At 56.9% G+C, this 14,328-nt stretch carries 15 protein-coding genes; 7 read left to right on the top strand and 8 right to left on the bottom strand.

Annotation, left to right across the window (positions count from 1 at the left end; translation table 11 throughout):
- Positions 1-417: 417 nt before the first annotated feature.
- Together ACN0VD_RS07140 and ACN0VD_RS07135 are read right to left on the bottom strand one after the other, a co-directional pair.
- On the bottom strand, positions 418-1,188 hold the full coding sequence (locus ACN0VD_RS07140) for a competence/damage-inducible protein A (RefSeq protein WP_417593079.1): 771 nt from the start codon (positions 1,186-1,188) through the stop codon (positions 418-420).
- Positions 1,189-1,227: 39 nt separating this feature from the next.
- The gene (locus ACN0VD_RS07135) at positions 1,228-2,955 is read right to left on the bottom strand and encodes a sulfatase-like hydrolase/transferase (RefSeq protein WP_417593077.1); all 1,728 of its coding nucleotides are present in this window, start codon (positions 2,953-2,955) and stop codon (positions 1,228-1,230) included.
- Between the two features lie 124 nt (positions 2,956-3,079).
- Between ACN0VD_RS07135 and map the strand changes: the two genes are divergently transcribed.
- Entirely contained in the window at positions 3,080-3,904 is an 825-nt protein-coding gene (map, locus tag ACN0VD_RS07130; RefSeq protein ID WP_417593075.1) for a type I methionyl aminopeptidase, read from the top strand.
- A 17-nt stretch (positions 3,905-3,921) separates the two neighbouring features.
- On the opposite strand, the gene ACN0VD_RS07125 is transcribed toward map, so the two are convergent.
- Together ACN0VD_RS07125 and ACN0VD_RS07120 are read right to left on the bottom strand one after the other, a co-directional pair.
- Entirely contained in the window at positions 3,922-4,200 is a 279-nt protein-coding gene (locus ACN0VD_RS07125) for a hypothetical protein (protein ID WP_417593073.1), read from the bottom strand.
- Positions 4,154-5,254 (bottom strand): AAA family ATPase, encoded by a 1,101-nt coding sequence (locus ACN0VD_RS07120; RefSeq protein ID WP_417593071.1) that lies wholly within the window; start codon positions 5,252-5,254, stop codon positions 4,154-4,156. Before ACN0VD_RS07120 ends, ACN0VD_RS07125 begins: the two co-directional genes overlap by 47 nt.
- A 232-nt stretch (positions 5,255-5,486) precedes the next feature.
- On the opposite strand from ACN0VD_RS07120, the gene ACN0VD_RS07115 reads away from it, so the two are divergent.
- A complete protein-coding gene (locus ACN0VD_RS07115) occupies positions 5,487-5,951 on the top strand; it encodes a hypothetical protein (protein WP_417593069.1) in 465 nt (154 codons plus the stop codon).
- Between the two features lie 77 nt (positions 5,952-6,028).
- Here ACN0VD_RS07115 and ACN0VD_RS07110 read toward each other — a convergent pair whose 3' ends face one another.
- Positions 6,029-6,319, bottom strand: a complete 291-nt coding sequence (locus ACN0VD_RS07110) for a type II toxin-antitoxin system RelE/ParE family toxin (RefSeq protein WP_417593067.1) — start codon at positions 6,317-6,319, stop codon at positions 6,029-6,031.
- Entirely contained in the window at positions 6,312-6,560 is a 249-nt protein-coding gene (locus tag ACN0VD_RS07105) for a type II toxin-antitoxin system ParD family antitoxin (protein WP_417593065.1), read from the bottom strand. The genes ACN0VD_RS07110 and ACN0VD_RS07105 overlap by 8 nt, the downstream gene beginning before the upstream one ends.
- Before the next feature lie 163 nt (positions 6,561-6,723).
- Between ACN0VD_RS07105 and ACN0VD_RS07100 the strand changes: the two genes are divergently transcribed.
- The 5 genes from ACN0VD_RS07100 to ACN0VD_RS07080 all read left to right on the top strand — a co-directional run bounded on the left by ACN0VD_RS07100 (position 6,724) and on the right by ACN0VD_RS07080 (position 10,544).
- Complete coding sequence (locus tag ACN0VD_RS07100; protein ID WP_417593063.1) at positions 6,724-7,002, top strand: hypothetical protein; 279 nt, start codon at positions 6,724-6,726, stop codon at positions 7,000-7,002.
- Positions 7,003-7,095: 93 nt separating this feature from the next.
- Positions 7,096-8,184: a sensor histidine kinase gene (locus ACN0VD_RS07095; protein ID WP_417593061.1), complete on the top strand. Its 1,089-nt coding sequence runs from the start codon at positions 7,096-7,098 to the stop codon at positions 8,182-8,184.
- Between the two features lie 461 nt (positions 8,185-8,645).
- Entirely contained in the window at positions 8,646-8,876 is a 231-nt protein-coding gene (locus tag ACN0VD_RS07090) for a hypothetical protein (protein WP_417593059.1), read from the top strand.
- Between the two features lie 72 nt (positions 8,877-8,948).
- Positions 8,949-9,329 (top strand): RcnB family protein, encoded by a 381-nt coding sequence (locus tag ACN0VD_RS07085; protein WP_417593098.1) that lies wholly within the window; start codon positions 8,949-8,951, stop codon positions 9,327-9,329.
- Between the two features lie 147 nt (positions 9,330-9,476).
- Positions 9,477-10,544 (top strand): YHYH protein, encoded by a 1,068-nt coding sequence (locus tag ACN0VD_RS07080; protein WP_417593057.1) that lies wholly within the window; start codon positions 9,477-9,479, stop codon positions 10,542-10,544.
- 57 nt (positions 10,545-10,601) lie between these two features.
- Here ACN0VD_RS07080 and ACN0VD_RS07075 read toward each other — a convergent pair whose 3' ends face one another.
- Both ACN0VD_RS07075 and ACN0VD_RS07070 read right to left on the bottom strand, forming a co-directional pair.
- Positions 10,602-11,495, bottom strand: a complete 894-nt coding sequence (locus tag ACN0VD_RS07075) for an OmpA family protein (protein WP_417593096.1) — start codon at positions 11,493-11,495, stop codon at positions 10,602-10,604.
- 343 nt (positions 11,496-11,838) lie between these two features.
- Entirely contained in the window at positions 11,839-14,076 is a 2,238-nt protein-coding gene (locus ACN0VD_RS07070) for an EAL domain-containing protein (RefSeq protein WP_417593055.1), read from the bottom strand.
- Between the last annotated feature and the right edge of the window lie 252 nt (positions 14,077-14,328).

Raw genomic sequence — 14,328 nt, 5'->3', positions numbered from 1 at the left:
TACTACCCGCTCAGCACTCGCTTTGGGTTTTGAGGATTTGGGTCTCATCTTCGTTCCTTCGTCACTACGACGAGACCCAAATCCTCCTTAACTTACAACATCAAATTTGTGCCACAGGTGCTGACGGGGAACAGAAGCTCAACCATCATCGTCTCCTTGGGAATCATCATCCTGTCACTGGCCCGGGGGAAGGCCATGACGCCTGTTATCGCCAAAGCCGCCGGGCGGGATATCAGGGGATATACATAGGAATGGCGGCGGCGGGCGGGCGGATCAACCGGGGGCTGGCGATGCCCCGGAATGGCGATGCTGTGGCTTTTCAACCCTCCGTCCCGAGTCTGTCGAACCGCAGGCCAGCGCAGCTAGGCTCCGTGCGAACGCAAGCGCGCGATCAGCACGCCCGCTCCCGACCCGTGCCTAGATCCCGCCTTCGGTAACCTCATAGCCCGCAGCCTCCAGCCCGGCTTTCAGCGCAACGCGGCAGACTTCCAGCTCGTGCGGATCGGTCGAGCGGATCACGAAATTGGCGCCGACGGTGCCGTTGCGGAAGAAGGGATAGCTGCCGATGACGCAGCTTTCGTGCGCCTTTTCCGCCTGGCGCAGCACGTCGGCAATCTCGCTTTCCGGGGCCCAGGCACCAAGCGTGACGCTGAGCAGCGGCGCGCCGCCCTCGAGCGTGCCGGTGAGCGCGTCGAGCATGCCGGCGGTGATATGCGGGACGCCGGCCATCAGGAAGAGATTGTCGATGCGGATGCCGGGCGCGCCGGACATGCGGTTCTCGATCAGTTCGGCGCCCTCGGGCACACGGGCCATGCGCAGCCGCCCCTCGTTGAGGCCGCCTCTGCTCTCGTAATATTGCTCCAGGATCGCGCGCGCGGTCGGATGAATGGTGACCTCCACGCCCAGCGCCCTGGCCACCGCATCGACGGTGATATCGTCATGGGTCGGGCCGATGCCGCCGGTGGTGAAGAGATAGTCGTTGCGCGCGCGCAAGATGTTCACCGCCTCGGCGATCTGATCCATATCGTCGGCGACCACCCGGACCTCGGCGAGGCGGATGCCCTGCACGTTGAGCCAGCTCGCGATCTGCCCGATATTCTTGTCCTGCGTCCGGCCGGAGAGGATTTCATCGCCGATCACGATCAGCGCGGCGGTCCAGATTTTTTCCTGTGGCTTTTCCTGTGTCATGGCCTGTCTATAGAGTGATGCCACGCGATTTGGGAATATCTATTTGGCGAGACCTGCGGTCTTTTTTTCATAGTCCGTCAGCGGCGGCCGGGCGACCTTGTCGAGCGACACATGCAGCCAGACCGGCTCGCTGCCCAGCCGCGCGTTGAAGCGGGTGTTGAACGTATAGGGATCGGCTTTGGCCGAAAAAAGATCCGGGCCGTAAAGCGGCGCAACATCCTTTTCCGCATAGCCCATCAGGCCGAGCAGGGTCGGGAATATCCGGTAGTGCGAGCTTTTATCCCTGCCCGCAGCCGCTGCCCTGGCCCAGCGCGCGACCCGCCCGCTGTCACCGCCATCACCGATCACGACCAGCGGCACCACGCCTTCCTCGATCTGCGGCGCGGGGGTGCAGTGGGTCGCCTGGCCACCATCGCCACGCTCGTGAAAGCTCTGGCCATGGTCGGACGTGTAGAGGATGGTCGCGTCCCCGATATCAGCGGCGGCGAACAGCCGATCGAAAAAGCCGCCAACGCTCCACAGCAGCGTGTTGCGATAGCTGTTGCGGTAAAGCCGCCAGTTATTCTTGCTCCCGGCCAGCCCGTCGCGGGTCGCCATATCGGTGACATCGGCAAAACGTCCGCGCTTCAGCATCGGCTGATATCGGGCGTGGCTCATCGGGAATTTGTCACTGACCGGGAAATGCCCGCCAACCTTGTTGACGACAATCATCTGCGGCTTGCCATCGTTCAGAAAGTCAGCCAGCCGCTCGGCAAGCGCATGGTCGCGGTTGACCACCGGCACGTCGCCAAATTGCTGCCACGCATCAATCTCCGCCCGCTCTGCGTCGTTCATGCCATTCTGGTAGCGACCGCCGGTGCGCTGGCCATCAAGATAGACCGTGCCCAGCCCCGCCGCCCTGGCATAGGCCCAGATCGACGGACCGCTGCGGACCGTCTCGCGATAATTGTCGCGGGTTCCGCCGAAGCGCAGGGTGACATTGCTGCCGACGCTGCAATGGTTGATCGCGGTCGCGAGACCGAAATTGTGGATCGGAACCGTGCCCCCTGCCCCGTCGGGACCGAGACCGGAATAGACCCCGGCGGCATCGTTGATGTCGAGATAGGCCCCGGCAATGCTTTCGTCGATGATCAGCACGATATCGGAGCTGCGCTGTGCCGCAGATGGTAGCTCCACCTTCCGGCGCGGGCTGCGGTCTGTGGTCGCCATATCATAAGCATAGAGCAGAGCCAGACTGGCACCGCTGTGCGAGGACGGCAGGCCGCTGGTGCCTTCGCCACCGCGAAAGAAGATCAGCACCGACAGGCCGATCAGGATCGGCAGCGCCGATAATTTCACGCCACGCACCATCAGCCCGCCTCCGGCAGGCGGTTTCAGACCGACGCCGAGCAAAAGCACCACCGCCTTGCCCGCCGCCAGCAGCAGCGCCCCGCCCTGCTGCGCCAGCGCGCTGCCGATATCACCGGCGCTCTGCACCATGGTGACGAAACTCTCATAGTGCATGAAATCGCCGACCGCCCATTGATAGCCGTCAACCAGCATCGAAGCCGCAGCCAAAGCAAGCGCCAGCGGCCAGCGCAGCCACGGCTTCCGGAACAGCGATATTCCGACCAGACTGATCACGCAAAGCCCGAATAATCCGCCAAAAGCGACCAGTCCGACAAACTGGACATCGGGCGTCACCAGCATCGCCAGCCGCCGCCATATCTCGCCGCCGCCGAGCAGCACGCTCAGCCCGATCAACAGATATTTTAAGCGATAGTGCATCAAACCTCTGAAATCATCGTCATTTCCTCCAGCGATCCTTTAGGCGAGGCTGGTTAATATCAGACGAAAATCCGGTTAATTTTGGGGTATCGCCAAACGCGCACGCGATGCCTATATAGGCGGCATGACAGACTATATGACCGTAGAAGACACCACCCCGCAATCCCGCACCGGCGCGATCAAACTTCATGGCCCGGAAGGGTTCGAAGGCATGCGCAAGGCCGGCCGCGTCGCTGCCGAGATTCTCGACGCTCTGGTTCCGCTTGTCGTGCCCGGCGTGACCACCGGCGAACTGGACGATTTCGTGCGCCAGCAGACCTTTGCCGCCGGCGGCGTCCCCGCCACGCTCGGCTATCGCGGTTTTACCCATAGCTGCTGCACCTCGATCAACCATGTTGTCTGCCACGGCATCCCCGGCGACAAGAAGCTGAACGAGGGCGATATCGTCAATATCGACGTGACCCCGATTGTCGATGGCTGGCACGGCGATACCAGCCGCATGTATCTGGTCGGCAAGACCCCGATCAAGGCGAACAAGCTGGTCCAGGTCACCTATGAATGTCTGATGCTGGGCATCGAGCAGGCGAAACCCGGCAACCGCATGGGCGATGTCGCCCACGCGATCCAGAGCCACGCCGAAGCCCACCGCTATTCGGTGGTCCGCGATTTCTGCGGCCATGGTCTGGGACAGATGTTCCACGACGCCCCCGAAGTCGTCCACGCCGGCCGCCCCGGCACCGGCCCGGAACTGCGCCCCGGCATGTTCTTCACCATCGAACCGATGATCAATATCGGCAAATATGCCTGCAAGATGCTGGATGACGGCTGGACAGCGGTGACGCGAGACCGCTCGCTAACCGCGCAGTTCGAGCATAGTATCGGGATTACCGAGGACGGAAACGAGATATTTACGAAGAGCCCGAAGGGACTGGATTGCCCGCCTTATTAGTGGGGGTGGTGTTAAGCTCAACTAATGCTGGAAAATGATTCCAAAATATCAACAATGTCTTTGAACGTGTCAGGCTTCTTCTCTAGCGCGACGTTGATGTAGAGGTTTTTGAGCCTACCAGGCTGGATTTTCGCTTCGGCACAAAACTGAGAAAACACCTGCTTGGCAGGAATCTCTTTCTTCCAGTCTTCGCCTTCGGCAAGCATTCTTTCTACCTGTGAATATGCTCGCTCGAACTGCGCTGCCACTTCAGCAGGCTGCAAAATCTCGGTTAATCGCCGAATATACTTTAGCATCGAGGCTCGATTTGGTTCCTTCAATCAGAACAATCTTCTTGCCGAGCGCAACTATTCCTACAGATTGCCCTAGCGCCAACAGCGCCCCAGTTGTTTCCCCATCAGGCTTGAGAATAGTAGCCTGATTGCTTCCATCCTCTTTGGGTTTCGTCAGAAAAATCACGGTGTCATCTAACGAAGAGGCAATTACTTCTGGAGAATGCGAGATGAAAAAGAACTGGTTCCGCTTGCCCGATGATTGAAGCGTTCTGATAAGGCGGCCCAACAATTCTGGATGCAAGTGCAATTCAGGTTCATCGAAGAATACAATGCAATCCGTAGGCTTACGTAGAATAAAATCGAAAGCAACGTTAAGGACTTCACGTTCGCCGCTGCTTAATGTGTCAATCGGGCGCTTTTCTCCATTTTCTTCATACATGAGTTTTTGTTGCTGGAGGTCGGGTTGAACGAGTCGCTTAGGAGCGAGAAGCATAGAAAACGCGTCCATGAAAGGCTGAATCGGATCATCAAAGCCCAGCCCCATTTGATCACGGCCTTCCCTTCCTAGCTGCATTGCTCGGCTGCCCAGTTGATTTCGCAATGTCAGAATTTTTTTGAAGATCGCGTGTTGAGTGTCCTGCCACCTGTTCTTAAGCGGTTGCATCGGCACGTTCCAACCAATGCTCTCAGTGTATGGATCTGCGAACTCAAACGAAAACGCGAGCGGCTGCACTGGGGCTATTGATCGGTCACTCTCAAAATACAGGATTCCGCTTTTGAAGTTCCTGCGTTGGCGGTTCTGCTGCAACATTGTTTGAAGCTTTGACCGTTGACCCCGATCAGTGGAATCGATGACCTGCTTCCCAAATTGCTCAAGTTCCTCTTCGTTCGTACATTCGATCGAAAACTGGATGTTCGACAGAGCCGGTTTTTGAAATGCTAGAAGAATATGTGAGACTAGACGTGTCTTTCCAGCCCCATTCGCGCCGGCAATTACGATAAGGTCTGAAAGGCTATCAACATGGAATTTCTTGACAGGCGGCACATTATCAACGCTGATTTTAGTTATTCTCATATTATTTTTCCGCTCATGAAACTTTGTCGACGTGTGGTGCCTGAGCTTCTAACGAGGTTCGACACAATACCAAACACGACTTTACATCTTTTCTGTAGTAATACATTATGTATTCATTATCTCAAACGCGATCGAGAATTACCGTGGCAGTGCTCTTGGTCTCTTCATTAAAAAGGTATGCTGTCACCCTGATTATTTGGTAGGTTGCTTAAATCAACTGATGGCACAAAATTTGGCTCTCCAGCTATATGAAACGGGTCGATCCCATGCATTGGCGTCTGATCTCCTGTACAGATCGGCGATCATAGAGGGACAAGATAGAGATGATACTTCGGATCCGGAGCATTTCGCATTTAATGGAACGTATTCTCTTTCTATCCACTACCTTCTTGGGCTTGGCTTAGAGTTAATGTTAAAGTCCGCTATTGTTGCTTGGGGTGGCCGACACGATGATAAATCTCTTAGAGATGTGGGTCATGACTTAATCAAAGCGCTCGATACCGCTGAAGCAGTTGGATTTGAGTCTCACGCTCCGAATCTTCGAGACCTCCTAAAGGTTTTACAGGAGCCATTTAAACAGCACTGGTTTCGCTATGGCAGGCCCGATGACTTTCCTCTCCCTGGAGATTTCGCGCAGGTGGTAGCAACGCTTGAGGTACTCGACGAGGAAATTCGAGTACGTCTCGATGCAAAATAGTTTTAACTCAATGAGGATCTACCAAATACACCAAATCCAAAGTTCATAATCTCACCGCACTCTCTATCCTGATACCATCAGAACTCCCGCTCAAAATCCATACTGTGATGCAGCACCCGCACAATAAGCAGTCCATCACGCTCAACCCTGTAAAACACAACATGCGCCTGCTGGCGGATGCGCCGCAATCCCGGGGCGATGTCCTCCGCGCTGCGGCCCAGTTGCGGGTTGTCGAGCAGGGAGCGGAAACAAGCCTGGAACTGGTCTCGATAAAGCCGCGCCTGATCGATGCCGAATTCGGCGATGGTGTAATCGGCTATTTCAGCCAAATCATTTGCGGCACGCCGGCTCAGGCGCAGTTCAGCCATCGGCGGCGCGGTCTTCGGCGGCGCTCCATATATCGTCCAGCGACTGGTCGCTGGTGCCGCTGTCGAGACCCTCGGCTATCGCCGCTCTTAAAGTGGCAAGCCGGTCTTCCTGCGACTGGTCCCGCTTGACCAGATCGCGGATATATTCGCTGTCATTGGTAAAGGCACCGCCAGCAATCCGGGATTTTATCCATGCGTCCTGGCTCTCGCTGAGCGTGATGGTTTTGCGGACGGTGGCCATGGGTGAAGCTCCTTGCAGACGGGACATCATACTATTGGTGCAGAGGCGAATTGTAAAGCCGGGACGGGCACGGGAAGGATGAGTTCCGCGACCACTCCCCCGGGAACCTTCGCTCGCCTCCTGCGTAAATTTTGCACACGCCCCCGAAAACGGAGAAAATGGTATGGCTCACAAGGATGACAAGAACGACCATCGGCATGAACTGGAACGGCTCAATCCGGGCGCTGCGCCCGGCACCCCTCACCGGCCCGACAGTTCCTACGGCATGAACAAGGGCAAGGCCGGCGGCACCTATGGCGGGTCCGACGACCGGCCGAAACAGGACGGTGACGCGGATACCCCCGGCGGACAGCCGCCCGAGAAGGTCAGCGACCGTCCCAATGTGTCCACTGTCAAGCCGGAGGACTATCCGGCGGAGCAGCGCAAGGACAGCCGCCCGTAAGCGCAAACCGGCCGGGCGAAAAAACAGCGCTGACCGGCGGGACGGGCGATCGCGGCCCCTATCTTCTCCGGTCCATTCTGCTATTGACCGGGAATGAAACCAGAACTGCATCCCCAGGAAGCCGAGCGCCTCCGCGAACTGCGCCGCTACGGCATATTGGACACCGAACGGGAGCGCGCCTTTGACGAGATTGTCGCGCTGACCGCGCAATTGTGTGATGCGCCGGTTTCGGTGGTCAATTTCATCGACGAAGGGCGGCAGTGGTTCAAGGCCGAGATCGGGCTGGGCGTGCGTTCCACGCCGATCGATACCAGCCTGTGCGGCCATGTTATCCTGCAGGGTGATTTTGTCGAGATTCCCGACACGCTCGCCGATGCGCGGATGGCCGATAATCCGCTGTGTACCAGCGATCCGGGTTTCCGCTTCTACGCCGGGGCGATCCTGAAAGCGGCCAACGGCCTGCCGCTCGGCACGTTGTGCGTGCTCGACCACCGGCCACGGGTATTGAGCGAAAAGCAGCGCAAGGCGGTCGAAGTGCTCTCCCACCAGGTGATGCGCGAGCTTGACCTGCGCATGTCGCTGGAACGGGAGCGGGTGCTGCGCCGCGAGATCGACCATCGGGTGAAAAATTCGCTGGCCTCGATCGGATCGCTGCTGTCGATGAAGGCGCGCCGGGCGGAGGACGAGAACGTCCGGCTGGCGCTGGAGGACGCAAGCCTGCGGATCCGGTCGCTGTCGTCACTGCACGCCGAGCTGCACGATCTGGAACTGGACCAGACGGTCGATCTGGATTCCCTGTTCCGCCGGGTGAGCGCGGATCTCGAACAGCTGCTGCCGGGTGACGTTCAGCTGGTCGTCACGGTGCACGGCGGACAGGCCACGCCAAGGCTTGCCAACAGCCTGCTGCTGATCGTCAACGAATTCGTCTCGAACAGCGTCAAGCACGGACTCGCGGCAAACGGCGGCAGGATCGACATCGAGATTACGACCGACGGTGATACATGGACTGTCTTCTGCCGCGACACTGGCTCTGCAGGCGCGCAGGATGCCGCGCGTGCGGCAGAGTTATCCGGGCTGGGTACACGGGTGATCCATTCGGTGGCAACCTCGCACGGCGCTTCGGTCGAATGGCGCGCCGACGGCAAGGGCATGGAATTGCGACTGGAATCGATGGCCGCCTGAGCCGGGGCGAGTGCAACGCCACGGGGTCGCGCCCTGCCCGCCGACTGCACCCGCTCACGCGGCTCGGCAATGGCGTGCTGCAGCGCCGGCACCGATTGAAAAAAAGGACGCCAAACGAAGCCGCAGGCTGGCTTGCGCGAATATGGTTTACAACGACAACTATTTAACATAAATTGTTGAAAGGGCGCTGTAATTTGTTCGGGAGGGACAAAGGAAATGTCTGACGATAATTCGGGCTGGGGGTCATCCCCTGATCGACGAAAATCCGATCGGCGCGTGCATGACGATCCAGACTACAAGGGACCGGAGCGCAGGAAGGGCGAAAGGCGAAAAGGGGATCGCAGAAGCGAGAAGCGCTAGAGCGCAACACCGCTGTTGCCCCTGAAGTTCGCATCCACATTATCTCCACAATGATCGGCTAGTGAAAATATCGATGTCGCACAGCGAATGGATATTGGAAGATGCACTTCACCCCTCCGGTCGAGCCCTATTCCGGCCGCCAGTCTCCTGACAGCAGGTCATCGGGTTCCGCGACCGGCCCCGGGGCTTTTGTCATGGCTTTGCAGATCGGCCATCGCACGCTGATCAGCCTCCGACCAGCGCAGGTTTCAGGGCTGCACTTCGCACGTCTGTCGCGCCGCCCTGAAACCTGCGCCAATCAATATTCTACGACAATCTGCGACATTATTTGAAGCGACTGACCGACATCATCGGTGCTATTCCCCCCATGCCCAAACACAAGGAAACAAACATGAAAAAAAGCCATATCCGCCTTATGTGCCCTGGCGCTTCTGCTTCCGGCCAGTGCTTATGCCCAGAAGCACGACGACCGGAAAGACCGTAGCGAAAACACGCGGAGCGAGAGCACGCACAACAACAAGAAACCTGCCACGAAACAGGTCAGCCCAAAAACCGGCAACAAGGCTGCGACGCCGCAGAAATCAGGCAGCTCCGGCCACAAATTCGTCAAGGGGCAGCGGTTTGACCGGGCCAAGGCCTCCAATTACCGCCGGATCGATTATCGCGAACATCGCCAGCTTTCCGCACCCCCGCGCGGCTATGTCTGGGTACGCGCGGGCAACGACGCCTTGCTGGTCCGGTTGAGCAACAATCTGATCAGCCAGATCGTCGTCGGCATTTACTGATCTGTGACCAATACTGGCAGGGTTTGGGAATTGGCTCTGACCCTGCCGACGTTGGGTAAGCGCCCTGTGCCCCGACGCCAGTTTCCTTTCAGACTGCGTTCCAGGAAAGCGAGCGAATTTCAGTAAAATGCAGCGGAAAGCGTGGCCATGAGAAAAGCGGTTCTATTTGTGTCCGTTTACACGATGTCCGGGAGTTTCGACGGAGCCGCCTTGCTGGCGCAGCAGCATATTTCCGACGGCCCGCGCGTCGGCGATGCGCCTTCAGACAAGATATCCGGCTCGACCAGAGCGGATACACGCAATATTCTGTGCAGCACTAAAATCAACCAGCCGAACAGCCAGCTTGGCGTGCAAAGCAAAGCCAGATGGTTCTGTGCGAGTGGCACAAGATTGATGACAGCCAACGGCATACCCAATCACGCAACGGGCCAATTTCCAAGCGCAAATGACCCATATAGTATAGCCGGACAGACGATCACCTATGCTGCCACGCAAAGTCCCGTCGTGCGAAGCGAAGCGGGCCAGCCAATCAAGGTTCCAGGCTATGCGCTCAATGGCATCAAATTCGATGCCAGCACCACTGGTCGATGCAGGAGCGACACAACAGATCCGTCGACCTGTGATCTTGTCGAGGGAAACGGGCCATGGGATATCGAGGTTCTTGGGCAGGCAACCTTCGATTTCGGCGCTGACGAAAATCATGGTCATGTTCAATCTACCGGAGAATATCACTATCATGGTATTCCCGTGGGTATGCTCTCGGCGGCGAATAAGGCAGGCCAGGCAATGCAACTGATCGGCTGGGCTGCCGATGGTTTTCCCATCTATGCACGCTATGGGCATCACGATCCTGAAATCAGCACGAGCGCTTTGCGTCCAATGAAATCCAGCTATCGTTTAAAAGCCGTCCCGGACGCCAATCGGCCGGATACAGCTATCCTGCCGATGGGAACATTTACTCAGGACTTTGAATATTCCAGGGGGACCGGCGATCTTGACGAATGCAATGGCCGATTTGGGGTTACCCCGGAGTTCCCGGAAGCTATTTACCATTATTATGCCACCGACAGCTTTCCGTTCATTCAGCGCTGTGTGAAAGGATTCCCCTATAGCCTGTCCTCACAAGCAACGCCGGTTGCTGAACCTCGTCAGGATGACGAAGAGGAAGGAAGGCGAGACAGGCGACCGCCACCCCCCGGCGGCCCACGATGGTGATGAAACACCAATCATCGGGAAAAGGGGGCGGGTTCCTACCCGCCCCGCCGGACAAGCCTAGAGGCCGTCGAGGCCCTTGCTGACCAGGATGTTCACCGCAACGCGGCGGTTCTGGGCCTTGCCGCTGGCGGTGTCGTTGCTCGCCATCGGATCGGCTTCGGACATGCCGGTCGGGGTCAACATGCGATAGGGTTTCCAGCCGCAATTCTGCTGGATGTAATTGACCACGCGGCTGGCGCGCTTTTCGCTGAGCTGCTGGTTATATTCATAATCGCCGGTGGAATCGGTATAGCCCACCACCAGAATCAGGGCGTTGTTCATTTCCTCCGCCGCATCCGCGGTAGCGCACAGATCGGCCTTGCCGCGAGCGGAAAGTGCCGCCTTGCCCGTGTCGAAGTGAACATTGGTCGTGCCCTTGACATTATACTGGTCGATGTCGCTGACGCGGCTGCGCAATGCCTCGGTCGCGGCGGTCTGTTCGGCAAAGCCCTGGGCGGTGCCATTGTGGATCATGTTTACGGTCTTGAGATCGCTGTTGCGGAGATTGATCTTGCTCGCGACCAGATCGCTGCCGACCTGCACCGTATCGACACTTACGGGCAGCCCGTTGAGCAGCGCATCACCGCCGAGCGCCTTGCGCCCCAAGCCGAGCAAGCCCTTGCTGGCCTTTATCTCGGTGGCATCGGTGAAAGCGATAACCGTTCTTGTGCCATCATCAGCCGTCACCTGCAATCTGTCAGCACTGCGGGCGGAGATAATGCCTTCAATCTCCGGGCCCTTGGGCGCTTCGGATAAATCGACTGCGAGACTGGCCGCTTGCTCTTCCTGCTGTCCGGTGACGATGATATCGTCCCTCTCGTCCGTCGCCTGCGCAAAGGCGCTGCCCGGTGCCACGAGGGCGACCGTGGCGAACAGGAGGTTCATTTTCGAGTTTGTGGAAATGCCGTTCATCATTCTATTCCTTCAATCAATCTTATCGGGTTCAGCCGTTTCGGGGGACTCCGGCCGGATTTTCTAAAATATGCCGTTTGTCAGATTTCCCTTCGGTTCACGACACAATATGGGGCGGCCCATAAGCCGCTTATGGACAAGTACAGTGCCTGAGTGGTCGTACAATCCTGTCTGTCGGATGAACATGGACGCCATCACAGCCGGTTCTGCGGATAACCCGAGCGGGTCATGCGGCGAGCCGTTATCGGCGCCGATGGACCGTAGGGACATGGCCATGCGTACTGCGAGTCAATCGCGTATGATCTGCCAGCGATGGCCAGCAGGCTGATATAATCAGGAAGATCTAGGCTTTATTCTTCGACGTGTAGAAGCTGGGAATCTCGTTTACCGCAGCTGGATAGCTGGGTTTCGGATAGAAATCGGCTGGTATATTGGGAATCTGCATACCCGCTTCTGCGATCAGATAAGGTGAGACCCTGCGGCTCGTGCACAGACCGCCATTGCCGTCGCTCACCAGTCGCTGCTCGAATTCGATGCCCTGTTGCCGTTTGTCCGATCGGCGTACCACCGCGACAGCGAGTTGCCCCTCACCAAAATCGATTACAAATTCGGTGCCGACCGGTACATCCCAAAGGCCCTCCAGCAACGCCCCGGTCTCCGATATATTGCGTATCATGAGAGAATAGCAGTGGTTTTCGTGGATCGCCCTGACTTTTCGATACATCGAAATACGGTCGTGACGAAACTTGGCCGGACCGTTCGGCGTTACGATCCATTCGCCTTTTTCAACCAGACGCACCAATTCTTCGGCATCAACCGCCTTGCTATAGATAAATCCTTGGACATGACTGACATTGAGACCGCGAATCCAGTCCAGCTCATCCATCGCTTCGATGCCTTCGGCGGTCGTTTCCATGTCCAGCGCCTCGGCAAGAGCGACAATGGCAGAAATAATCGCCCCGTTGCGCGATCCCGGGAGCGTCGCCCCCCGAACAAAGCTCTGGTCGATTTTGATTTTGTCAAAAGGCGCCGTTTGCAGATAACTCAATGACGAATAGCCGGTGCCGAAATCATCCAGCGCCAGACGAACCCCGATATTCTTCAGATCGGCGAACATTTTTTCGGTCTTTTCCGATCCTTCCAGAAACACGCTTTCGGTGATTTCCAGTTCCAGCCGTTCTGCCGGAAGACCAGATTTTTTCAACGCTTTCGTCACAATCTCCGGCAATTTTTCATCGGCGAACTGGATGGGTGAAACATTGACCGCAACGATAAATTTGCTGGGCCATTTCACAGCGTCCTGACAGGCCCGGTTCAAGGCCCATGTACCCATGGTTTTGATGAGATTTGCTTCTTCGGCAATGGGAATGAAAAACGCGGGAGAGATCGGCCCCCGTTCGGGATGGTTCCAGCGCATCAGGGCTTCCACACCGCGCACGACATCATTTTTGGCATTGACGATTGGCTGATAGGCGAGAGACAATTGATCGTTGGACAGGGCATCACGCAAATCATCTTCCAGAATCTTGCGGTCCTTTGCCGATTGCTGCAAATCTTCCGAGAAAAAATGGAAACGGCCACGGCCCCTGCCCTTCGCAGCGTAGAGCGCGAGATCGGCGCTGTGGAGCAGGTCCTCGCTTGTCATACCGTCAAACGGGCTGATCGCGATACCGATCGACGCCCCGATGATGCAGCGAGTCCCGTCCACCGTATAAGGTTCCGACAGGCTCAGGACAATATTGTTGGAAAGTTTGCCCAGTTCGCCCCGGTCTTCCATATCGGGCAGCATGATTTGAAACTCGTCTCCGCCGATACGACAGACTTCGCCCCGCTTGCCAACCGCTTTCAACAGCCGTTTTGCGACCTGTTTCAGCAGTTCGTCTCCTGCGAGATGCCCCATTGTGTCGTTGACCTGCTTGAAACGGTCCAGATCGACCAGCAATATGCCGCAGGTCCGCTTCTGCTGTTTGAAAGCGGTCAGTGTGGATACCAGCGTTTTCGATGCTGACGTGCGATTTGCCAACCCGGTCAATGAATCGAACATCGCCAAACGGGATGACTCTTCTTCCGATCGTTGCTGCGCCGTAATATCCTTGCCGTTGCCGCGATAGCCGACAAATTCGCCGGACTTGTCCGTTTGCGGCTTTCCGGAGATGGACCACCAGCGATCTTCATCCCCGACCACCGCTTTCAGTTTCAGATCGTTGAACCGGCATTGCTTCGCCAGCATGAATGGCAACGTCCTCTGGTTGGGCACACTGTTATCGGGCTGTGCAAACAGTTCGACAAACGGGGTTCCCAGCAATTCTGCCTGGGACTTGTTCAACACCTCTGCCAACGTCTGGGTAATATAGGTGATATTGCCGGTCTTGTCCGTAGACCAGAACCAGCCCTGCCGCGTTTCCTCGTAATTTTGCAGCAGCAGCAATGCCTCCGTCGTCTTGAGGCTGGACATACCAGCCGCGACATCCAAGTCCCTGTTCTGCTTAAAAATACGTCCACTGATCCGGTCAAAGAAACTTTGCCGCTCATTGTCCGAGAGGCCAAATTCATGGCTTGTCTCAATGTTGATCTGATCCATTTTCATTATCTAGGCTGGTCCCTATTTCAAGCGCATATTGATATACGGAAAAAGTTAGCGAATAATAAAACAGGATCGAAGAAAAGATCTTATATTTCAATAATTTACATGTTGTTACAAAGTCAGCTTCTTACCTGATGAATGATATAGCAAATGACGGGTTCGCTGGGCGGGCGCGACATTTCGAAGCAGCCCGGGTGCGATGGGTGGATCGTCCGCATGCTGCAATGTGCAAAAGGTGCGGAGACCTCA

The organism is Parasphingorhabdus sp. (assembly GCF_048267785.1).
Classification (GTDB): domain Bacteria; phylum Pseudomonadota; class Alphaproteobacteria; order Sphingomonadales; family Sphingomonadaceae; genus Parasphingorhabdus.
Note: the sequence above shows the minus strand (reverse complement) of the source record. Positions and strands in the feature narration are given on the sequence as shown.

What these genes read in the sequence shown, in the direction of transcription:
- ACN0VD_RS07135 (WP_417593077.1), bottom strand. Translation starts at nt 2,955, where the DNA reads ATGCACTATCGCTTAAAATATCTGTTGATCGGGCTGAGCGTGCTGCTC.
- ACN0VD_RS07120 (WP_417593071.1), bottom strand. Translation starts at nt 5,254, where the DNA reads ATGAGAATAACTAAAATCAGCGTTGATAATGTGCCGCCTGTCAAGAAA.
- ACN0VD_RS07110 (WP_417593067.1), bottom strand. Translation starts at nt 6,319, where the DNA reads ATGGCTGAACTGCGCCTGAGCCGGCGTGCCGCAAATGATTTGGCTGAA.
- ACN0VD_RS07075 (WP_417593096.1), bottom strand. Translation starts at nt 11,495, where the DNA reads ATGAACGGCATTTCCACAAACTCGAAAATGAACCTCCTGTTCGCCACG.
- ACN0VD_RS07125 (WP_417593073.1), bottom strand. Translation starts at nt 4,200, where the DNA reads ATGCTAAAGTATATTCGGCGATTAACCGAGATTTTGCAGCCTGCTGAA.
- ACN0VD_RS07140 (WP_417593079.1), bottom strand. Translation starts at nt 1,188, where the DNA reads ATGACACAGGAAAAGCCACAGGAAAAAATCTGGACCGCCGCGCTGATC.
- ACN0VD_RS07100 (WP_417593063.1), top strand. Translation starts at nt 6,724, where the DNA reads ATGGCTCACAAGGATGACAAGAACGACCATCGGCATGAACTGGAACGG.
- ACN0VD_RS07070 (WP_417593055.1), bottom strand. Translation starts at nt 14,076, where the DNA reads ATGGATCAGATCAACATTGAGACAAGCCATGAATTTGGCCTCTCGGAC.
- map (WP_417593075.1), top strand. Translation starts at nt 3,080, where the DNA reads ATGACAGACTATATGACCGTAGAAGACACCACCCCGCAATCCCGCACC.
- ACN0VD_RS07105 (WP_417593065.1), bottom strand. Translation starts at nt 6,560, where the DNA reads ATGGCCACCGTCCGCAAAACCATCACGCTCAGCGAGAGCCAGGACGCA.
- ACN0VD_RS07080 (WP_417593057.1), top strand. Translation starts at nt 9,477, where the DNA reads ATGAGAAAAGCGGTTCTATTTGTGTCCGTTTACACGATGTCCGGGAGT.
- ACN0VD_RS07090 (WP_417593059.1), top strand. Translation starts at nt 8,646, where the DNA reads ATGCACTTCACCCCTCCGGTCGAGCCCTATTCCGGCCGCCAGTCTCCT.
- ACN0VD_RS07095 (WP_417593061.1), top strand. Translation starts at nt 7,096, where the DNA reads ATGAAACCAGAACTGCATCCCCAGGAAGCCGAGCGCCTCCGCGAACTG.